Genomic DNA, 19789 nt, shown 5'->3' on the forward strand with positions numbered 1-19789 from the left:
TTATTTTTCTCCATCCAAGAGAAATGCTTCAAACACTTCGTTGCCAATGAACATCCCAGCTTTCGTTAAAAAGACACGATCACCTTGACTAGCCAACCAGCCTTTTTGAATCAACTGTTCGCTAGTTGAACCATAGATTTCCTGAAAAGACTTCCCGAATTTTTCTGCAAAGCGTATTTTTGAAATGCCAGCCTTTTTACGAAGGCCTAAAAACAGTTCCTCTTCCATTTGATTACTGGTTGTCAATTCTTCGGTTTCATGGATTGGCAATTGATTTTCCTGTAATGGTTTCAAATAATGCTGGATTGGACCTTTATTCTTGTAGCGGGTCTGTCCAAGATACCCGCTGGCGCCTGCCCCAAAGCCAAAATAATGTTCATTGTTCCAATACACTAGATTATGCAAGGACTCATACCCTGGTCGTGCAAAATTACTGATTTCATATTGATTCAAGCCAGCTTTTGTCATCGCGGCGATCGCCTCATCAAACATCTGCGTTTCAGCTTCTTGAGAAGGCAGCGCCATTCTCCCTTGGCGAACCCAGTTCATAAACATGGTTTTGTTTTCTAAAATCAAGGAATACATCGCATAGTGAGGCAACCCGAGATCAATCGCTCGCGTCAGTGTATCACGGAAGCTTTCTATGCTTTGTCCCGGAAGTGCATAAATCAAATCGATCGTCACATTCTGAAAATCATGTTTTTCCAGTAGCTGAATGGTTGAATAAACATCTTCAGCGGTATGCTTGCGGCCAATTTTTTTAAGCAAGCGATTATCAAAGGTTTGGACCCCCATCGACAAGCGAGTGACTTGATGGTTTTTCAAAACCAGCATTTTTTCTTCACTCAAATCGCCAGGATTTGCTTCCACGGTAAACTCTTTGGTTGTGTGGGTCGGCAGCAATTCATGCACACCTGAAAGCAATCGATCCAGCTGGTTCGCCGAAAGCGACGTTGGCGTCCCGCCGCCGATATAAATTGTTTCCGCCTCATTGATAGGCTGACGCAAGAGGGTCAGCTCAATTTCTTTTAGTAACGCTTCGATGTACTCATCCACTGGCTGCCCTTCTAAAAACACTTTGTTGAAGTCACAGTAATAGCAGATATGTTCACAGAATGGTATATGTATATACGCAGAAATATTTTGCGCGCTTTTTGTAGATGGATCGTTTATTGTTTGATCTTCAGGCATTCCTAAGTGATTCTCCTCTACCTTCTTTTTTTGCTCCCAGCGCTGAGAGCATCGGCACTCATTGTAGCATAGTTCTTAGAATTCTCCTATCACTTGGACTATTTTTGGGCAAGAAAAAACACCACTTCCAAGAAGTGATGTCTTCAAATAGTCATAGCAAAAATTAAGAGCACTACTCTTATTAAGTACGGTAAAATACCGCTTTTGTTCTTATCCCACCCAGAAAAAAATCTGTTTGTTACAAGAACTAACACTTCCCCCAAACTGTTAGCGCCACAATAGATAAGCTGTTGCTGACGGCTTACTTAACAAGAGCAGTACTCTTATTCTTGAAAGACAATTGCTTGTCTTATCTGACTTAAGTATACCTTTTTTAAAAAATTAAGTCCTATCATCTTTTTCACCAGTCTATGAAAACGATGAGAATTATCCCCTTGGCGACCGTTATAGAATGTGTAGCAAAATATCGATCAGATAGCGGATCAACCGATACGCAATAAATAAGAAGAAAATATTTCCCAGCAAGAATTGAAAAACATTGCCGATCGATCCCTTAAAGGAGCGAAAGCTGAAATAACGCGACCAACGATTGAACCCGTTTTGTCGATTTCGTTTCAAACGATACGCTTCATCATACTTCATTTCCAAGAGGTCATAGTAAAAAATCATCAAGGGTTGTTGCACAAAGAAAACTTTTTTATAGCCTGCCATCAACGTGTACTGCTTATTATTGGAAGGGAAGTTGCGATTGCCGTTTTTCTTAACGCGCATCGTTGTTCCATCGTTCATTGGGAACGCATAATGATCCTCGAATTCTGTCAGTTGATGAATTTGCGGCACCTGATTTTCTTCTTCAAAAGCACGTACGACCTCACTCGCCTTCTGAGAAAGTGAAACCAGCCACGCCATCATCCCTAGCAAAATACCTAGCAAGATGATATTTAAAAGCAAACTTTCTTGTAACAAAAATAAATAACCTAAGATAATCAAAATCGCTACACCCAGGGCAATCATTCTTCTACGGAAATAACTGCGATACATCAATTCAAAAGAGCGCCGATAATAGGCAAAATCTTCTTTTACAAAATCCATTTTTTCCACATCTTTCTGCGTTTAGGTTGCTGATAATGTATCAAAGATCCTTTTGAAAGTCAATTTACCGAAAAAGTTTCAGCGTCTGATTTGTTTCAAACAAGAAAACGTTTTATAATGGAAGATGTAACAAAAAAAAGCGATGAAAGTAGGTTGAGATACGTGATATTACAAGAAACATTTACCTTGCAGAACAAACTGACGATTCCTAAGATTGGCCTTGGAACCTGGCAATCTTCTCCAGAAGATGCTTACAACGCCACAAAATTTGCCATTCAAAACGGTTATCGACATGTCGATACAGCGGCAGCTTACAAAAACGAAGAAGCGGTTGGGAAAGCTGTGCGCGATTCAGGCGTTGCCCGCGAAGAAATTTTTGTTACCACGAAAGTACCTGCTGAGTTGAAGACCTACCAAGAAGCGGTTGATAGCATTGATGCTTCTCTAAAAAAACTTGACTTAGGGTATATCGATTTGATTTTGATCCACGCCCCTCGTCCTTGGAAAATCATGGGAAACAATCCAGAAAACAAAGATTTTTATCTTGAAAACATCGATGTTTGGAAAGCATTAGAAGAAGCCTACTTAAGTGGGAAAGTAAAATCAATTGGTGTTTCCAACTTCGATCAAAAAGATTTACAGAATATTTTTGATCATTGCGATGTGAAACCGATGGTCAACCAGTTTGTTTACCATATTGGACGCACAAATGAAGAGTTATTGGCATTTTGTAAAGACCACGAAATTTTAGTGGAAGGCTATTCTCCAATCGCCACCGGTCGTTTACTCGATAACGATGCAGTGAAGACGATTGCGGAAGCTTATGGAAAATCTATTCCACAACTTTCAATTCGTTACTTGCTACAAAAAGACATTCTGCCATTGCCAAAATCCGTTCATGAAGAATACATTGCTGACAATGCCAAAGTTGACTTTGAAATTTCTGAAGAAGACATGAAGAAATTGGATGAGTTACAAGCTTAAGAATGCTTGCGTTTAATTGAAAAAAAGCAGTCCGATCAAGTCCAGTAAATGCTGGTCATGGATCGGGCTGCTTATTTTTTATCTTCTACAACTCTGTTTAGAAAAACAACCGTTTCTTAGTTTGTCAAAGCTGGAATCTTCTTATGTTAGTTGCTCAAAGGTACCCCACACTTTTACTTCTTGTTTTTCTACCATCGTTCTGCCTTTCGCTAGAACCGTTTCTACTACTAATGTTTCTTTGTTCAGCAAGCAAATATCAGCATCCATCCCTGCTGCAAGACGTCCCTTTTGATCAAGCTTCAATACTTTCGCTGGATTAGAAGTGATTGCTCGAATGGCGATCTCCAATGGAATCTGCTCTTTTTGGACTGCTTCTTTAATGCCTACCATCAGCGCTCGCGAACTACCGACACCCAGACCTATGAATTGATTGTTTTCATCAAAGTACGGGAGGCTGCCTTGCCCATCAGAGGTCATGGTAAATTGATCCAGCCCGATCCCTTCTGCTAACAAACGCTTCAATCCTTTACTGAAGCGAACCTCATCGTCTTCTTTTTCCCAGAAATCAGGATCCTCACTCGCTGTAAAATCAATCGTTCCACCCATTTTTGCAAAAGCAATACTTGCTTCGAAAAGCTCGCTGGTCCGATTGGCATGTGTCGGTAAAAATTGGCTGATTGGAATCTCTGTTTCTTCGATGGTTCGTAAAAGTAGCTCATATTTTCTCTTTCCTCCACCTAAGTGGACGTTTACGATGCCTGCTTTTCCAGAAAGCATCCCACCAACACGGGCATCCGCCACCGCGCGGGTAAATTCTTCGAAACTCGGTTGTGAAGAACGATGGTCAGAAACGGCAATTTCACCGATACCAATGATTTTGTCAATAGTCAAAAAATCTTGAATGATAGAATCGGTGACCGGAGTCAATGGCAATCGATAAGAACCGTCATACAAGTACGTCGTGATGCCTTCTGCCTCTAGTCCACGGGCCTTACTGATCAAGGCAGTCATATCTCTGCCTACTCCGTCAGTACCCAAACACCCAACCACTGTCGTTACCCCCGCAGAGGTCAGCTGAGACAATTTCACTTCTGGTGTCCGGTTCTGAAAGCCGCCTTCCCCGCCACCTCCTAAGATATGAAAGTGGCAGTCAATAAAGCCGGGAACAGCGAGTAACCCTGTGCCATCGATTTCTTCAAGAGGAACCCCTGAGAATCCTCCTTCGATCGAATCTTCAATAGCAATGATCTTGTCTTCGCTTAAAAGAATATCTTTTTTTCCTAAATAGTCAGGCGCATAAACCTCCGCTTGTCGTATCACCTTCATGAGTGCTTCCTCCTCGTGTCTGATTGCTTCTTATTGCAAGCCGATCGCGACTGCAATAAAGATGAAGATCGTTCCTAATACAAATAAGAACCCTTGCATTTTGATCTGGAATTTCGCCCATTTCACCCATTCGATTCTTGCGACACCTAGCACACCGATCAGACTTGCCGATACTGGGGTGAAGGCATCCATGAAGCCTGAGCCTAATTGATAAGCCAATACAGCGATCTGTCTTGAAACACCTAAAAGATCAGCTAATGGCGCCATGATCGGCATGGTCAATGCAGCCTGACCTGAATTGGAGGTCACGATCAAATTGAAGAAGCTTTGGAAAATGTACATGAACCATGCACCAATAAATGCTGGAACATTGCTTAACAAACCACCGATGCTGTGCAAAATCGTATTCAAGGCTGACGGCACGTTGGCATCAGAACCGCCGAGAACCAGAAGAATCCCTTTGGCCATCCCTACAACGATTGCAGTTCCCGCTAATTCTGAGGCCCCTGATTGAAAGGCACTCGCCACATCATTCAAGCCCATATTTTCTAATTTGAAAAGAACCGCTATGATTCCTGCCCCTAAGCCCATAACAAAGAATTGAGAAGCGATCTCGGGAATATAATAGCCTTTTTGTGTCACACCCCATACGATCCAGATCAAGACCGCCAGCATTTCAACCAAGATCAATTTATGACCTAATAAAAATGGTTTTTGCTCACTGGAGGTTTTTTCAAGATGATTTCGAAAATACGCATCTGATTGATACGTGAGCGATTTCTCAGGATTCTTGCGAATTCTTTCGGCATAGATCATGAGGTATCCTGCGGATAATGCGGTAACCACGACCCACATGATGATTCGGAACGTTGCGCCTGAAAGAACGGGAATACCTGCGATCCCTTGAGCCACTGCCACACTAAATGGACTCATCCACGAGGTGGCATTCCCAATCTGGGAGGCGACATAGGTGACAGTGACCGCCACGATCGAGTCATACCCTAATGCGATCACGAAAGGCACCATGACCATCGAAAACGGAATGACTTCTTCTGCCATCCCAAAAGTAGCACCACCAAATGAAAAAGCAAAGAACAACAGCGGCAATGCCAAACGTTCTAATCCACGGGTTTTGCTGATAAATGCAAAGATCCCCGCATCGATCGCTCCGGTTTGCATGATAATACCAAATGCACCACCGACCACTAAAATCAGTGCTGCAATCCCTACTGCTGAGCCGTATTTGTCGCCAGAAACCAACCCTTCAAAAACGAAATTTAAAAAGCCGAAACCGCCAAAGTCATCGGTTCCCCAAACCTTGGCTGTTTTATGCAGTTTTTCTGAAGTATCATAAATCTTTTCGCCATAAAGGCTGTAAAGGGTGTCATCCGTTAGCCCGACCTCATCTAATTGACTCTGGGACAACTCTTTAGGCCCTTCAGCTAGAACAGCTGCTAAAGCCTCAGGATCGACATCTAATTCTTCCAGCTCTTGTGGATCGTCTTCCAATTGATTCAACTGTTGATAGACGTATTCGTTATCTAACGGGTAGGCATAACGAAACGAATCTTGCATCAAGACCGTTCTGGTACTTATGTCCCCATTTGCATCGGTATACTCGATTTCTTGTGTACTAAATTTCCCAGCAGGAACTAAGAAAGTCAGCAACCATGCCAACAGCACAACCCCAAAAATGATGACATACGTATGCGGCGTTTTCATTTTGGTTAAATCTTTCTTTTCTTTCCCCTTTTTCGCTTTTTTTCCAATTGTCACTTTTTCTCTCCCTTTCCCTTTGCAGCGTACTGCATAAATTATCATTTTAGCCTATTTTTTAGTATATCGAAAAAACGTTTTTTCCTCATGGGGAAAGCATTAGAATTCAAATAAACTACGTTATAAAAAGAGAGAAAAAGAAAAAGTGAAAAGAAGCCAGAAACGCTTCTTTTCACTACGAATGACTAGTTTTCTTCAGAAAGCCCATTAAAAAAAGCTTCAGTGTCTCGTTCATCTTGCTTTAATTGCTCGATCAACGCTTGTGCGCCATTGAAAGCGACTTGATCACGTAAGAAATGATGCCAACGGATCGCCACGGTTTCACCATAGATATCTTGGTGAAAATCGAGAATATAAATCTCTACTGTTAACTGGCGACCTTGACCAAACGTATCATTGTGACCAATCGATCCCATCGATGGATACCACTTGTCACCAACTTTGATTTCCGTCACATAGACGCCTTCTTTTGGCAACCGAACGGTGCTCTTCACTTTGATATTTGCGGTTGGAAACCCAAGTTCTCGTCCTCTAGCATCACCGTGAACGACGGTTCCTTCAAATTCATAAATATACCCTAACAAGCGATTGACTTGCGCCATATCACCATTTTGTAGTGCAGAGCGAATGCGTGTGGAGCTGACCTTTTCCTCATGAAACGATTCTTGCGCGACAGTCACGACTTCAAAACGTCCTTCTGCATAGGTTGGCAAAAGCGCCATGTTGGCTATCTCTTTCTTGCCATAGGTATAGTCAAAACCTGCAACAACAACTTTTGCATGCAGTCCGATCATGTATTCATCTACAAATACTTGCGGTGCCAAATTTGCAAAAGCAGAAGTAAATTCAATGATATAAAGAATATCTACCCCAAGTTGTTCCATGTGCGCTTCTTTTTGCGGCAAACTGGTCAGGTATTGCATTTTTTCAGGATCAACCTTTTGAAAAACGATCGAGGGATGCTGATTAAAGGTCATCAACGCCAATTTTAACCCTTTCTCCTCTGCAATCTTTCGTCCTGTTTCAATGACTTTTTGATGACCTAAATGCACGCCATCGAAAAAGCCTAAAACTAAGACGATCTCCTCATCAGGAATCGCTGCGTGATCATAAGGGTGTCTTATTTCAATGATTTCCATATTCATTCTCCTATTTCTGTACGGATGACTTTTACCGGTTTCATCATATCCTGGTATTTGTCATGAGCTTTATAGATACTGATCAATTGTTCTCGATAAAAAATCGCCACTAATTCCTCTGGGCGCTTTGGTAATCCAAACGCGCTGAAGGGCAAACGCATGCCATTTTTTACTTTCTGCCAGAGGTCTGCATCGATCGTCACTTGAAGAAATTCTGATACCCCGTATTCTAAAGGTAGTAGTAGTTCCGAAACACGTTGTTCATCGACTGCCTTTTGCACCTCTGCAATCGTGTAGGATTGTTCTTTTGAAAAACCACCGCTTTTTAGGCGAGTCAAATCAGACATATGCGCGGGTACACCCAGCAATTTCCCTGTGTCGACCGCTAATGTGCGAACATAGGTCCCTTTTCCACAAGCAACTTCAAAACGCCAGCTTTGCGTATTGTTCTCATGAATAATCGGCTCTGAAATTCGTTCAAAGGAATAAATTTCTGCTTTGCGCTGTGGCCGCTCGACAGTTTCATTGTTACGAGCATATTCGTAAAGTCGTTTGCCATTGACTTTGACCGCCGAATACATCGGCGGGATCTGGGTAATCGTCCCCGTCAACTGTTTCATTGCCTGATCGATCTCTTCCTTCGTAAAAGGACGAGTTAGTGCTTGTTGTTCAACGATATCCCCCGACCGATCTTCTGTAGTGGTACTGAAGCCCAAAGTGATTTCCCCGGTGTAGACTTTTCCAGAATCAACCAAGTATTCGACGATCTTCGTTCCTTTTCCGATACAAATGGGCAAGACACCATCCACGTCAGGATCTAGTGTGCCGCTGTGTCCGATTTTTTTTGTCTTTAATATTTTTCGTAATTTAAACACGCAGTCGTGACTTGTTTGTCCACGCTCTTTCCATAATGGTAAAATCCCGTCCATCGTATTCCTCCATTTCACTTCAACTTGCTTATTATAACATATAAAAAAAATTCATTGCACGACAAAATCCTTTTCGCTCTTTCTCATTACATGATAAACTAAGCATATAAGGAGGTCCTAAAATGGTTGTTTTAACGATAGGGTCATTTATTGGATTTGCCATTTTTTTGATCATGATTCAGCTCGGCACGATGCAGCGTTGGGAAGAAGCGTTTGCTTTGCAGATCATCCAAAGCCGTACGCCCTCTTTGACGCGCATGATGCACTTTTTTACCAATTTAGGAAAAGCCTTTCCGACAGTTGCGATCGCTTTACTGTTGTTTGCCTTTCCATCATCGCGGGCGGATCTTGCACCAAAAACAGCAGTCAGTATCTTCATAGTATCAGCAGCTGCTTACTTGATCAAACGAATCGTCCGACGAGATCGTCCTATTGATCATCGTTTAGTTGAAGAAAAAGATCACAGCTTTCCTAGTGCTCATGCTGCCACATCCGCTGCCATGTATGGAACGATCGCCTTGAATCTTGGACAATTGGTTCCCTCAGCTGTCATCCCGATGACCTTACTGGCAATTTTGCTTAGCTTTATGATTGGCTTTAGCAGAGTCTACTTAGGGATCCATTTTTTAACAGATGTGATCGGTGGTTGGCTCTTAGGGGCAGGTGTTGCTGGACTGGTTACTTTACTGATGAATTCCTGATGCTTTTTCCAAATAAAAAAGAACAGCTTCTGAAGCGACCCCCAAAAGTTAGACCAAAAATCTAACTTTTGGGGGTCGCTATTTGTATGGCAAAATATCCTTTTGAATTAAAACTAAAAATCGTTAAAGAATATCTTAGTGGTGTGGGTGGATATCGGCATCTTGCCAATAAATACGGTATTTCAAGCAAGTCTCAAGTAAGTGATTGGGTGAATGCCTATCGTGAATACGGAGAGGAAGGTCTATTGAGAAAGCATCAAAATCAGAAATATTCTGTTCAATTTAAGTTAAATGCGATAGAGTTATATCAAACAAGTGAGATGTCCTATCGAGAAGTTGCCAGCACTTTAGAAATGAACAACCCTGCGCTTATTGCCAATTGGATGCGTAATTTCAGAGAAGCAGGTATTGAGGGGATCTCAAAAGAGAAAGGGCGACCACTTACTTTGGCTAGAAAAAAAGAGAACAAAAAAGAAAATACAACAACTGAAGAACGCGATCGTATCAAGGCATTAGAAAAGCAAGTCCGATCCCTTCAAATTGAGAATGCCTTTTTAAAAGAGTTGAGGAAGCTGCGAAAACAGGAAGCCCAGCAAAGACGCAAGAATCAATCGCACGAATCATCGCCAGCCTCCGAGGATCATTCAAACTAGTTGAGCTTCTTGAAACATTGAAATTTCCTAAAGCAACCTATATGTATTGGCAGAAACGGTTTGACAGACCAAACCCAGACCAAGAAATTGAAGAAAAAATGATTGAAATTCGCAAGGAGCATAAAGACTATGGCTGTCTGCGACTAAAAAAAGAATTAGAGAATCAAGGGATTCATGTCAATAAAAAGAAGATTCAACGTCTGATAAAAAAACTAGGTATCGAAGTAAATTCTTACACTCGAAAATCTCGACGGTACAATTCTTATCGTGGGAAGGTTGGCAATGTCGCCAAAAATCGTATTCATCGTCGGTTTTATACAAATATCTGTCACCAAAAAATTACAACTGATACCACAGAGTTTAAGTATTATGAAGTAGACACCACAGGTGTCGTTCGTCAGAAAAAGCTGTATTTAGATCCTTTCATGGATTTCTACAATAGTGAAATTCTATCTTATCGGATTTCTGAAAAACCAAACGCACTAGCCATAATGGAAGGATTAGAAGAAGCAATCCAGATGACAAATGATTGTCCATTTCGTAGAACCTTCCATTCAGATCAAGGATGGGCCTATCAAATGAATGCTTATAAGAATAAATTGAAGCAGCATAAAATCTTCCAGAGTATGTCTCGTAAAGGGAATTGTTTAGATAACTCACCTATGGAAAACTTCTTTGGTTTATTAAAGCAAGAGATTTTTCATGGAGAAGTCTATCGGAGTTTAGATGAATTGAAAACAAAAATTGACCAATATATCTATTATTACAACCATAAACGCATCAAAAAGAAATTAAATTGGCGAAGTCCGGTTCAGTTTCGAGAAGCTGTAAAAACAGCTGTCTAACAGTTAATTTTATCGTACAAAAAAGGAGTGGATTTCTCCACTCCATAAAAGTCTAACTTTTTGGGGTCACTACATTCGACTGGAAGCTGTTCTTTTTTTATTCTTCTGAGTGCAATGCGCGAATCATTTCATCAATTTTATTCCCGTATTGTACAGATTCATCCAACTCGAATTGGATTTCTGGAACTTTGTAGAGCGTTAGCGCTTGGCCAAGTTCACGACGAACCAACCCAGTTGCTTTTTCCAGTCCTGCTTGGGCTTTTTGCTTATCTGAAGCCAAGTCCGTCAAGGTGCTGTAAAAGATCGTTGCTTGCTGCAAATCTCCAGTTACTCGTACATCTGTGATCGTCACATCTTGCACGCGAGGATCACGAACTTTTTTACGAAGAATTTGATTGACTTCTTTTAAGATTTCTTGCGCCACTCGGCGATCTCGATAGTTAGCCATTCAAAAAGCCTCCTTGTATAGTTGTCATTTCGTTTATTTTGTTGGTACTTCTTCCATGACATAGCCTTCGATCACATCATCGACTTTTACGTCGTTGAATTTCTCGATCATCGCGCCACATTCAAATCCTAGCTTCACTTCTTTGACATCGTCTTTGAAGCGTTTCAAGCTGGCAAGTTTGCCTTCATAGATGACGATACCGTCACGAATCACCCGTACACCACTGTCACGGCGAATACTGCCTTCCGTCACATAGCAACCAGCGATCGTACCAACTTTAGAAACTTTGTAGGTTTCACGAACGATCATTTGACCGGTGATTTTTTCTTCAAATTCAGGATCAAGCATCCCTTTCATCGCTGTTTCGATTTCTTCGATCGCTTTGTAGATAATGCGATGCAAACGAATATCGACTTTTTCTGCTTCCGCTTGCTGTTTGGCTTGCGGTGTAGGGCGGACGTTGAATCCGATGATGATGGCATTACTTGCTGCTGCTAGCGTTACGTCACTTTCATTAATGGCACCAACGGCTGAATGGACGATGTTTACTCGCACACCTTCAACATCGATTTTCTTCAATGACGCAGCTAACGCTTCGGCTGAACCTTGTACGTCTGCTTTGATGATGACGTTCACTTCTTTCAGTTCGCCTTCTTTTAGACTTTCAAACAAGTTATCCAATGTCACACGACTGCTTGATGCACGTTGTTCCATCAAGGCACGTTTTGCACGTTCTTCACCTGCTGCCCGAGCCGTTTTTTCATCTTCAAAGGTAACGAAACGGTCACCTGCTTGAGGGACATCGTTCAATCCTGTGATTTCGACTGGCGTTGCAGGTCCAGCTGCTTTATCACGACGACCTAAATCATTCGTCATCACGCGGACACGACCGAAAGTGTTCCCTACAACGATTGGATCACCAACATGAAGAGTTCCTTGTTGTACCAATAGTGTTGCTACAGGACCTTTGCCTTTATCAAGGCGCGCTTCAATAACGGTACCGATCGCTCGTTGGGTAGGATCAGCTTTCAAATCTTCGACTTCTGCTACTAAGAGGATCATTTCAAGCAATTCTTCAATGTTTTGCCCAAATTTCGCTGAGATTTCAACGAAGATCGTATCCCCACCCCAAGCTTCTGGGATCAACTCATGTTCACTTAATTCTTGCATCACATGTTGAGGGTTAGCACCTGGTTTATCGATTTTGTTAACTGCAACGATGATTGGCACTTTTGCTGCTTTCGCATGGTTGATCGCTTCCACCGTTTGCGGCATGACACCATCATCAGCTGCGACAACTAAAATCGTAATATCAGTGATACTTGCTCCCCGTGCACGCATACTGGTGAACGCCGCGTGTCCAGGAGTATCTAAGAAAGTGATTGGTTTGCCATTGATGTCGATTTGGTAAGCCCCAATATGCTGCGTGATTCCTCCAGCTTCACCACTTGTTACGCGTGAATGACGTAACGTATCAAGCAATGTTGTTTTCCCGTGGTCAACGTGACCCATGATGGTAACAACAGGTGGTCGTGATACTAAATTCTCTTCAATTTGTTCTTCTGCTTCGAAGAATTTATCGATGTCTGCGATATCCACTTGAACTTTTTCTTGTGGTTCGATTCCGTAATCGGTAGCAAGCAGTTCAATCGTATCTTTATCTAAAGGTTGGTTTTGATTGACCATAACCCCCATCATAAAGAGCTTCTTGATGATCTCTGCTGGTTCACGGTAGATTTTTTTCGCGATATCCGCTACGTTCATGCCTTCTGTATATTCCAATACTTCTGGCAGTTCACGGAATTTACGTGCTGGAACTGGCGGTTTCTTTTCCGTCTGCTGACGGCCTTTTTTCCCTTTTTTGTTAAATTTATTGCGATTGTTGTTGTTGAAATTGTTATTGCGTCCACCGTAATTTGACTTGCCGCGGTTTTGATTTCCTCCACGGGAATCATTCGAGCCTTGCGTACGGTTGTTGTTACGGTCTGCCCCTTGCGTATTTCCAGAAGATTGAGCGGCTGGACGGTTTTGTTGCCCTTGATTGTTCGGACGATTTTGTTGTCCTTGGTTGTTTGGACGGTTTTGCTGTCCTTGGTTATTCGGACGATTTTGTTGCCCTTGGTTGTTTGGACGGTTTTGTTGTCCTTGATTGTTTGGACGATTTTGTTGTCCTTGGTTGTTTGGGCGATTTTGTTGCCCTTGATTGTTCGGACGATTTTGTTGTCCTTGGTTGTTTGGGCGATTTTGTTGCCCTTGATTATTCGGACGGTTTTGTTGTCCTTGGTTTGTTGGGCGGTTTTGTTGCCCTTGATTGTTACGATTCTCTTGGTTATTCACTCGATTATGACTTCCTTGGTTATTTGGTCTGTTACTTCCTTGACTGTTCGTGCGCTCTACTTGTCCTTGACCAGCAGGACGGTTATTGCTTTGCGTAGTTCGCTGTTGACTTTGATTGTTATGACGGTTTTGGAAGTTAGGATTATTTCTTTGCGTTTTAAATTTCTTTTGTTCTTGTTTTTCCGGCTGGTTGGCTGGTTTCTGATTTGCGGGATTTGAGTTTGCAGATGTTTTACCATTTGGATTGCCGCCTAATGACTGCTGCAATTTCTGCGCCTCTCCATCTGAGATCGCGCCCATATGATTTTTGACATCAAAGCCTAAAGATTGTGCTTTTTCAACAACCTCTTTGCTCGATTTGTTCCATTCTTTTGCAAGTTCATAAATTCTTTTTTTCCCCATGCAATCACCTTCCTAACCTAATATTAATTCCTGCACCTTCCTTGCAAATCCTTGATCTAAGATGCCAATGACCATTCTTGGTTTCCCAATGGCCGCACTGATTTCATCAGCAGAAAATGCATCTAGGAGCGGAATTTCGTAATAAGAACTTTTGTCCTTAATTTTCTTTTGTGTATTTTTACCAGCATCACTGGCGACAATGACCAAAGCAGCTTTCTCATTGCGAATCTCTTTTAAGGTCATTTCTTCACCAGTCACTAATTTCCCAGCACGCATGGCTAGTCCTAACATATTTAATGCTTTGGTTTTATTCATTTGCAAATAACTCTTTTCGCGCTTTTTGGTGCGTTACATAGTCCAATAGTTCTTGGTAAAATTCATCTGTTAATTTCGTTTCCAGCACCCGATCCAAGATCCGCTTATCCCATGCTTTCTGGGCTTCAGCCGGTTCGATCGCTATATAAGCTCCTCGACCTGGCATTTTTCCTGTTGGATCGATGGAAACAACGCCTTCTTTTGAACGAGTGATACGAAGCATTTCTTTCTTAGGCAGCATTTCGCCTGAAATCACTGATTTTCGTAAAGGAATTTTTCGTTTTTTCATCACGATCTCACCTCAACTATTTTTCGTCAAACTCAACATTTTCATAATCATCCGCAGTCATATCTGATGAAAGGATCGCTTCATCAACTGTTTCTGCAGATTCTGTTGCTTCTGTGCTGCTTTCTTCAGCAGCTTCTGAAGCAGTTGCATCATACTCATCGATATAGTCGCCTTCATCCAGCTTCGCATAAAACTCTTCCATATCTGTTTCTGATTTGATATCGATTTTGAAGCCAGTCAATTTGGCTGCTAGACGAGCATTTTGTCCGCGTTTACCGATCGCCAATGATAATTGGTAATCAGGAACGACAACAGTACATGCTTTCGGATTATCAACGTCGAAAATAACGTCGCTGACTTCTGCTGGATTCAACGCATTGGCGATAAAGATCGCTGGATCTTCATTCCATTCCACGATGTCCATGTTTTCGCCTTTTAGTTCATTGACGATCGCTTGAACCCGTTGACCTTTAGGGCCGACACAAGTGCCGACTGGATCGACGTTGGCATCAAAGGAACGAACAGCGACTTTGGCACGATCCCCTGCTTCACGAGCAATACTTACGATCTCTACAGTACCATCATATACTTCTGGCACTTCTTGTTCAAATAATCGGCGTAGCAAATCTGGATGGCTACGGCTAACGAATACTTGAGGGCCTTTCGAAGTATTTTCAACACGAGAAACGAATACTTTGATCCGATCATGGGGTTGATAAAACTCATTTGGCATTTGGTCTTGTTTTGAAAGCACGGCTTCAATTTTGCCTAAGTTTACATAGATATAACGATTGTCTTGGCGTTCAACGATTCCTTGCAGAATGTCTTTTTCGTACGCACTAAATTCGTTATAGATAATGTTTCTTTCTGCTTCACGGACCCGTTGCAAAATGACTTGTTTTGCCGTTTGCGCCGCAATACGACCAAAGTCTTTAGGCGTTACTTCAAAACGGATTTTGTCGCCGATTTCATAAGCGGGATTGATTGTCATCGCTTCTTTTAATGAAACCTCTAGTTGCGAGTCCATGACTTCTTCTGTCACTTCTTTGACTGCATAGACGTGGATGTTGCCTTTTTTCTGATCAAATTCAACTTCCACATTTTGTGCTTGCCCGTAATGACGTTTGTACGCTGAAACCAATGCCGCTTCCAAGGCATCGATGACAATCTCTTTTGAAATGCCTTTCTCTGCTTCTAATGCATCCAATGCATTCAACATTTCTTTACTCATGATTCTTTCATTCCTCCGTGTTTAAAATTGAATGGCTAAACGAGCTTTGGCAATATTTTTCCGGTCGATCGTTCGTTCTTTTTCTCTGGTTTTGATTCGGGTCTTAATAGCTAGCTGATTTTCGTCGAATGACTGTAAAAAGCCTTCGAACTGTTTTTCTCCATCAATCGGTTGATATAAAGAAACATGAATGTACTCGCCGACTGCCCGTTGATAATCTGCTTCTTTCTTCAATGGACGCTCGGCGCCAGGGGAAGAAACTTCCAAGAAATAGGCCTGTGGAATAGGATCAGGTTCGCATTGGTCTAATTGTTCACTAAGTTGTTCACTGACAAAGGCACATTCCTCGATATCGATTCCGCCTTCTTTATCGATGAACACACGAAGAAACCAATTTTTCCCTTCCTTCACGAATTCTACTTCAACTAATTCAAATTTTTGCGCATCCAGAATAGGGGTCACTATATCTGTAACAGTTTCCACTACCGTACTCACAACATCGCCTCCTTTATTTCTCAACGAAACGAACTTCATTCCATTAAAAAGAGTGAGCGAAAAAACCGCTCACTCACTCTAAGTATCATTACATTGTAAATATAACACAATTTTCATAAAGATTCAACTACTGTCGCATGTTCCCTTCGCTTTCAGAAAAAAACAAAGCATTTTCTTAAAGATTTTTAATGCTTAGATGAAGGGCTGTTAGTGAATCCCTTGACCAATCCGGCGTAGTAGTTGTGGGAAAATGCTCTCTGGATCAAAGTCCATTGGCGCGTCATGTGGGAAATGAAGCCAGAGCCGACCACCATAAACCACTAGTACCAAAAGTGTCAAGGTCAGCCACAGGTTGTGACTGTGGTAAAGTTTGCTGATTTTCGGATTTTTTTTGAACAAAACGATTCCGAATACGATCGGCACTAACCAAAACAAGGGATGAAAATGCAGCGCACCTTCAAGATCACCCTGAAATAAGTGCAAGTAGGCGCGCGTCATGCCACAACCTGGACAAGGAAACCCCGTTAACCATTTAAACGGACAAATCAATAATCGACCCAATCATCTGAATCAGACGAATCGTTTGATGTAGCAGATGACATCATGGCATTTTGATCAGCAGCTTCCCACATTTGGTTCATATCTCCTTGTAAAATCGCCATGTTGATAAAATCAAAACCAAAAAGGCTCAAGACGACAAAAAGGATTTTGTTGTCACTCAGACGAGGCATATTCGCTCGTTGCTGTGCACTCATAAAGATATCCGCAATTCGGTACCACCAATAAATTTGGTACAATCCGCAAGTAAGGATCGTGAGTAAGATCGATGTTTCTGGCGAAAGACGATTATCCCCGCTGTATTCTGCCAGCTCTTTGGTTGTTTGGTACATCCAAAAGAATGTATAAATGCCACAAGTAATAAATGTTAATAAAATGACCGATACAACCGATTTCTTTCTAACTCCGTAATTATAATTCATCACAAACTCCTTTTCTTTTTTTTCATTTTTGCCACTTATCAATTATACTACAATATAATCATCATAACAAAACCTATTTATTTATTTTTGTTAATTTAGACAAAAAAAGCACCGTCTTAAAGAAGGTGCTTTTTCGCTTTATCCATCATAAAACTATTTGCGACTATAGTTTTTTACTTCTGCAGCCATTGCATCAACAAACAGATTCAATTCTTCGACTTGGGTCTCTTTGCTGCCGTAGCGACGGATATTGACTGTCGCGTCATTGACTTCTTGATCCCCAACAACGATTTGGTAAGGAATTTTTTGGGTTTGTGATGCGCGGATCTTATACCCCATTTTTTCGTTGCGGTCATCCACTTCTACCCGCAGTCCTTGTACCTGCAAGCGTTCTTTGATTTCGTAAGCATAGTCACTGTGAGCTTCGACTGAAACTGGAATGATCGATGCTTGGATCGGCGCCAACCAAGTTGGGAATGCGCCTTTATAGACTTCCGTTAGATAAGCCACAAAGCGTTCCATCGTTGAAACGATGCCGCGGTGGATCACCACTGGACGGTGGTTGTTTTCACCATCTTCACCAACATACGTTAGGTCAAACCGTTCAGGCAACAAGAAATCTAATTGGATCGTTGACAAGGTTTCCTCCATGCCTAAAGCTGTTTTCACTTGGACATCTAGTTTTGGTCCATAGAAAGCTGCTTCGCCTTCTGCTTCAAAATAATCCAATTCTAATTCATCCATAGCGGCTTTTAGCATCGTTTGCGCATTTTCCCACATTGCATCGTCATCAAAATATTTGTCTTTGTTTTGTGGATCACGATAACTTAGACGGAAACGATAATCGGTGATATTAAAGTCTTCATAAACACCGATCATTAAATCAAGTGTCCGTTTGAATTCTTCTTTGATTTGATCCGGACGGACGAATGTATGCCCATCGTTTAAAGTCATTTCCCGAACCCGTTGCAATCCAGATAATGCCCCTGATTTTTCATAGCGGTGCATCATCCCTAATTCAGCGATCCGAATCGGTAGCTCACGATACGAATGAATGTCATTTTTATAAACCATCATATGATGCGGACAGTTCATTGGTCGCAATACTAACATTTCCCCATCCCCCATATCCATTGGCGGGAACATGTCTTCATGGTAATGATCCCAGTGCCCTGAGGTTTTGTATAGATCCACGTTTGCCATGATTGGTGTATACACATGTTGGTACCCTAAGCTGATTTCTTTGTCCACGATATACCGTTCGATCGTACGACGGATCGTAGCTCCTTTTGGCAGCCAGAAAGGCAAACCAGCGCCGACTTCAGGTGATAACATGAACAATTCTAATTCTTTTCCTAATTTGCGATGATCGCGTTCTTTTGCTTCTTCCCGTAAACGGATAAATTCCTTCAAGTCTTTTTTATCGAAAAAGGCTGTTCCGTATACCCGTTGCATCATCTGGTTGTCAGAGCTTCCACGCCAGTAAGCACCTGCCACTGATAACAATTTGTACACTTGGATACGACCAGTTGATGGGACGTGAGGACCGCGGCAAAGATCGACAAATTCACCTTGCTGATAGGCAGTAATCGTTTCATCATCTGGTAATTCAGTGATCAACTCTACTTTGTATGGATCTTCGGCAAAAAGAGCTAACGCTTCTTCTTTTGTTAACACGCGGCGTTCGATTGGCAGATTTTCTTTGATGATCTTCATCATCTCTGCTTCGATTGCTGGTAGATCTTCTGCAGTTATTGGGTTTTCCCCATTGTCTGTGTCATAGTAAAAACCAGAATCAATTGCAGGTCCTACCCCAAAATGGATCGATGGATAGAGTCTGCGCATAGCTTGAGCCATTAAATGAGCTGTCGAATGACGAAGTAAGCCTAAGGCGTCTTCATGATCGGGTGTCACGATCTCAATCGTTGCATCTTCTTCGATCGGACGTGAAAGATCGATCAGTTGTCCATTGACTTTTCCAGCTAAGGCTTTCTTTGCAAGACTTTTCGAGATACTTTCAGCAATCTCTTTGGTTGTTACCCCAACAGCAAATTCTTTTTTTGCGCCATCAGGAAATGTAATAAATAATGACATATGAATGTCCTCCTTTGATGATTTCAATCAATAAAAAAAGTCCTAGTATCGGTTACGATACTAGGACGATCACTCGTGGTTCCACCTATTCTTCAAAAACAGAAAAAGTCTGTTTTCCTCTTCATGAGATAACGGTTCAACCGCCTCCGTTTCAACAGAGGTCTTAAAAAAGTGGTCATCCTTTGGTTTTCTTCTAGGAAATTTTCAGCCAAGATTTCCCTCTCTTATCGAAGACTCTCAAATTCAGGTGTCTTTTTTATTGATCGATTATGGCTCAATTAAACCACTCTCTTGATAAAAAAGCAAGAGAATTATTTCCAATCGCCATTCACAGCATAGGTTCCTTGCTTCATTTCATTGATGATAACATGGATATGCTCTTTAGGGGCGCCTGTATTTTTATGGACCGCCTCAGTGATTTCTTTCATCATATTCGTCAGTTGCTCTTGCGAACGTCCTTCAACTAGTTCGACATGGATAAATGGCATACGACTTCCTCCTTTGTTTGCTTTTGATTATACACCTTTTTCAAAAAGACAAAAACTATTACCTTGGTTTCCAA

The 19789-nt window shown here is 41.8% G+C and carries 19 protein-coding genes; 3 read left to right on the plus strand and 16 right to left on the minus strand.

Annotated elements, in window-relative coordinates:
• Nucleotides 1–1191 carry a radical SAM family heme chaperone HemW gene (gene hemW / locus IGJ05_RS03975; protein WP_081116846.1) on the minus strand — a complete coding sequence of 397 codons (1191 nt, stop codon included), beginning with the start codon at nt 1189–1191 and terminating at the stop codon, nt 1–3.
• A 444-nt stretch (nt 1192–1635) separates the two neighbouring features.
• Nucleotides 1636–2283: a hypothetical protein gene (locus IGJ05_RS03980; protein ID WP_015509594.1), complete on the minus strand. Its 648-nt coding sequence runs from the start codon at nt 2281–2283 to the stop codon at nt 1636–1638.
• Between the two features lie 117 nt (nt 2284–2400).
• Between IGJ05_RS03980 and IGJ05_RS03985 the strand changes: the two genes are divergently transcribed.
• Entirely contained in the window at nt 2401–3267 is an 867-nt protein-coding gene (locus IGJ05_RS03985; protein ID WP_016610157.1) for an aldo/keto reductase, read from the plus strand.
• 141 nt (nt 3268–3408) lie between these two features.
• Here IGJ05_RS03985 and iadA read toward each other — a convergent pair whose 3' ends face one another.
• The 4 genes from iadA to truB form a co-directional block, all read right to left on the minus strand.
• Nucleotides 3409–4593, minus strand: coding sequence for a beta-aspartyl-peptidase (gene iadA, locus IGJ05_RS03990; RefSeq protein WP_074934019.1), 1185 nt, complete (start codon nt 4591–4593; stop codon nt 3409–3411).
• Between the two features lie 30 nt (nt 4594–4623).
• Complete coding sequence (yfcC, locus tag IGJ05_RS03995; protein ID WP_170927566.1) at nt 4624–6315, minus strand: putative basic amino acid antiporter YfcC; 1692 nt, start codon at nt 6313–6315, stop codon at nt 4624–4626.
• A gap of 239 nt (nt 6316–6554) precedes the next feature.
• Nucleotides 6555–7508 carry a riboflavin biosynthesis protein RibF gene (gene ribF / locus IGJ05_RS04000; RefSeq protein WP_081116847.1) on the minus strand — a complete coding sequence of 318 codons (954 nt, stop codon included), beginning with the start codon at nt 7506–7508 and terminating at the stop codon, nt 6555–6557.
• A gap of 2 nt (nt 7509–7510) precedes the next feature.
• Entirely contained in the window at nt 7511–8437 is a 927-nt protein-coding gene (gene truB / locus IGJ05_RS04005; protein ID WP_005225927.1) for a tRNA pseudouridine(55) synthase TruB, read from the minus strand.
• A 122-nt stretch (nt 8438–8559) separates the two neighbouring features.
• Here truB and IGJ05_RS04010 point away from each other — a divergent pair, with 122 nt between their 5' ends.
• Nucleotides 8560–9138, plus strand: a complete 579-nt coding sequence (locus IGJ05_RS04010) for a phosphatase PAP2 family protein (protein WP_015509588.1) — start codon at nt 8560–8562, stop codon at nt 9136–9138.
• A gap of 86 nt (nt 9139–9224) precedes the next feature.
• Nucleotides 9225–10636, plus strand: a protein-coding gene (locus tag IGJ05_RS04015) for an IS3 family transposase (RefSeq protein WP_438724977.1) whose coding sequence is annotated in 2 segments (ribosomal slippage) — nt 9225–9693 and nt 9693–10636 — 1413 coding nt in all. Because the reading frame shifts where the segments join, the coding sequence is not laid out codon by codon here.
• Nucleotides 10637–10733: 97 nt separating this feature from the next.
• Here IGJ05_RS04015 and rbfA read toward each other — a convergent pair.
• The 10 genes from rbfA to IGJ05_RS04065 form a co-directional block, all read right to left on the minus strand.
• Nucleotides 10734–11084: a 30S ribosome-binding factor RbfA gene (gene rbfA / locus IGJ05_RS04020; RefSeq protein WP_005225925.1), complete on the minus strand. Its 351-nt coding sequence runs from the start codon at nt 11082–11084 to the stop codon at nt 10734–10736.
• Between the two features lie 33 nt (nt 11085–11117).
• Nucleotides 11118–13823, minus strand: coding sequence for a translation initiation factor IF-2 (infB, locus tag IGJ05_RS04025; RefSeq protein WP_266166918.1), 2706 nt, complete (start codon nt 13821–13823; stop codon nt 11118–11120).
• 12 nt (nt 13824–13835) lie between these two features.
• On the minus strand, nt 13836–14138 hold the full coding sequence (locus IGJ05_RS04030; RefSeq protein ID WP_015509584.1) for a YlxQ-related RNA-binding protein: 303 nt from the start codon (nt 14136–14138) through the stop codon (nt 13836–13838).
• Entirely contained in the window at nt 14131–14427 is a 297-nt protein-coding gene (gene rnpM / locus IGJ05_RS04035) for an RNase P modulator RnpM (protein WP_005225922.1), read from the minus strand. The genes IGJ05_RS04030 and rnpM overlap by 8 nt, the downstream gene beginning before the upstream one ends.
• A 16-nt stretch (nt 14428–14443) precedes the next feature.
• Nucleotides 14444–15658 carry a transcription termination factor NusA gene (nusA, locus tag IGJ05_RS04040; RefSeq protein ID WP_060792086.1) on the minus strand — a complete coding sequence of 405 codons (1215 nt, stop codon included), beginning with the start codon at nt 15656–15658 and terminating at the stop codon, nt 14444–14446.
• Between the two features lie 21 nt (nt 15659–15679).
• Nucleotides 15680–16153 (minus strand): ribosome maturation factor RimP, encoded by a 474-nt coding sequence (rimP, locus tag IGJ05_RS04045; RefSeq protein ID WP_225001243.1) that lies wholly within the window; start codon nt 16151–16153, stop codon nt 15680–15682.
• Between the two features lie 207 nt (nt 16154–16360).
• The gene (locus IGJ05_RS04050) at nt 16361–16699 is read right to left on the minus strand and encodes a DUF2752 domain-containing protein (protein ID WP_179135466.1); all 339 of its coding nucleotides are present in this window, start codon (nt 16697–16699) and stop codon (nt 16361–16363) included.
• Complete coding sequence (locus IGJ05_RS04055; RefSeq protein ID WP_121261544.1) at nt 16699–17133, minus strand: DUF4234 domain-containing protein; 435 nt, start codon at nt 17131–17133, stop codon at nt 16699–16701. Before IGJ05_RS04055 ends, IGJ05_RS04050 begins: the two co-directional genes overlap by 1 nt.
• 153 nt (nt 17134–17286) lie before the next feature.
• Complete coding sequence (gene thrS / locus IGJ05_RS04060) at nt 17287–19227, minus strand: threonine--tRNA ligase (RefSeq protein WP_081116851.1); 1941 nt, start codon at nt 19225–19227, stop codon at nt 17287–17289.
• A gap of 311 nt (nt 19228–19538) precedes the next feature.
• Nucleotides 19539–19715: a 2-hydroxymuconate tautomerase gene (locus IGJ05_RS04065; RefSeq protein ID WP_005225916.1), complete on the minus strand. Its 177-nt coding sequence runs from the start codon at nt 19713–19715 to the stop codon at nt 19539–19541.
• Between the last annotated feature and the right edge of the window lie 74 nt (nt 19716–19789).

Source organism: Enterococcus sp. AZ167, assembly GCF_051714025.1.
GTDB classification, from domain to species: domain Bacteria; phylum Bacillota; class Bacilli; order Lactobacillales; family Enterococcaceae; genus Enterococcus_D; species Enterococcus_D casseliflavus.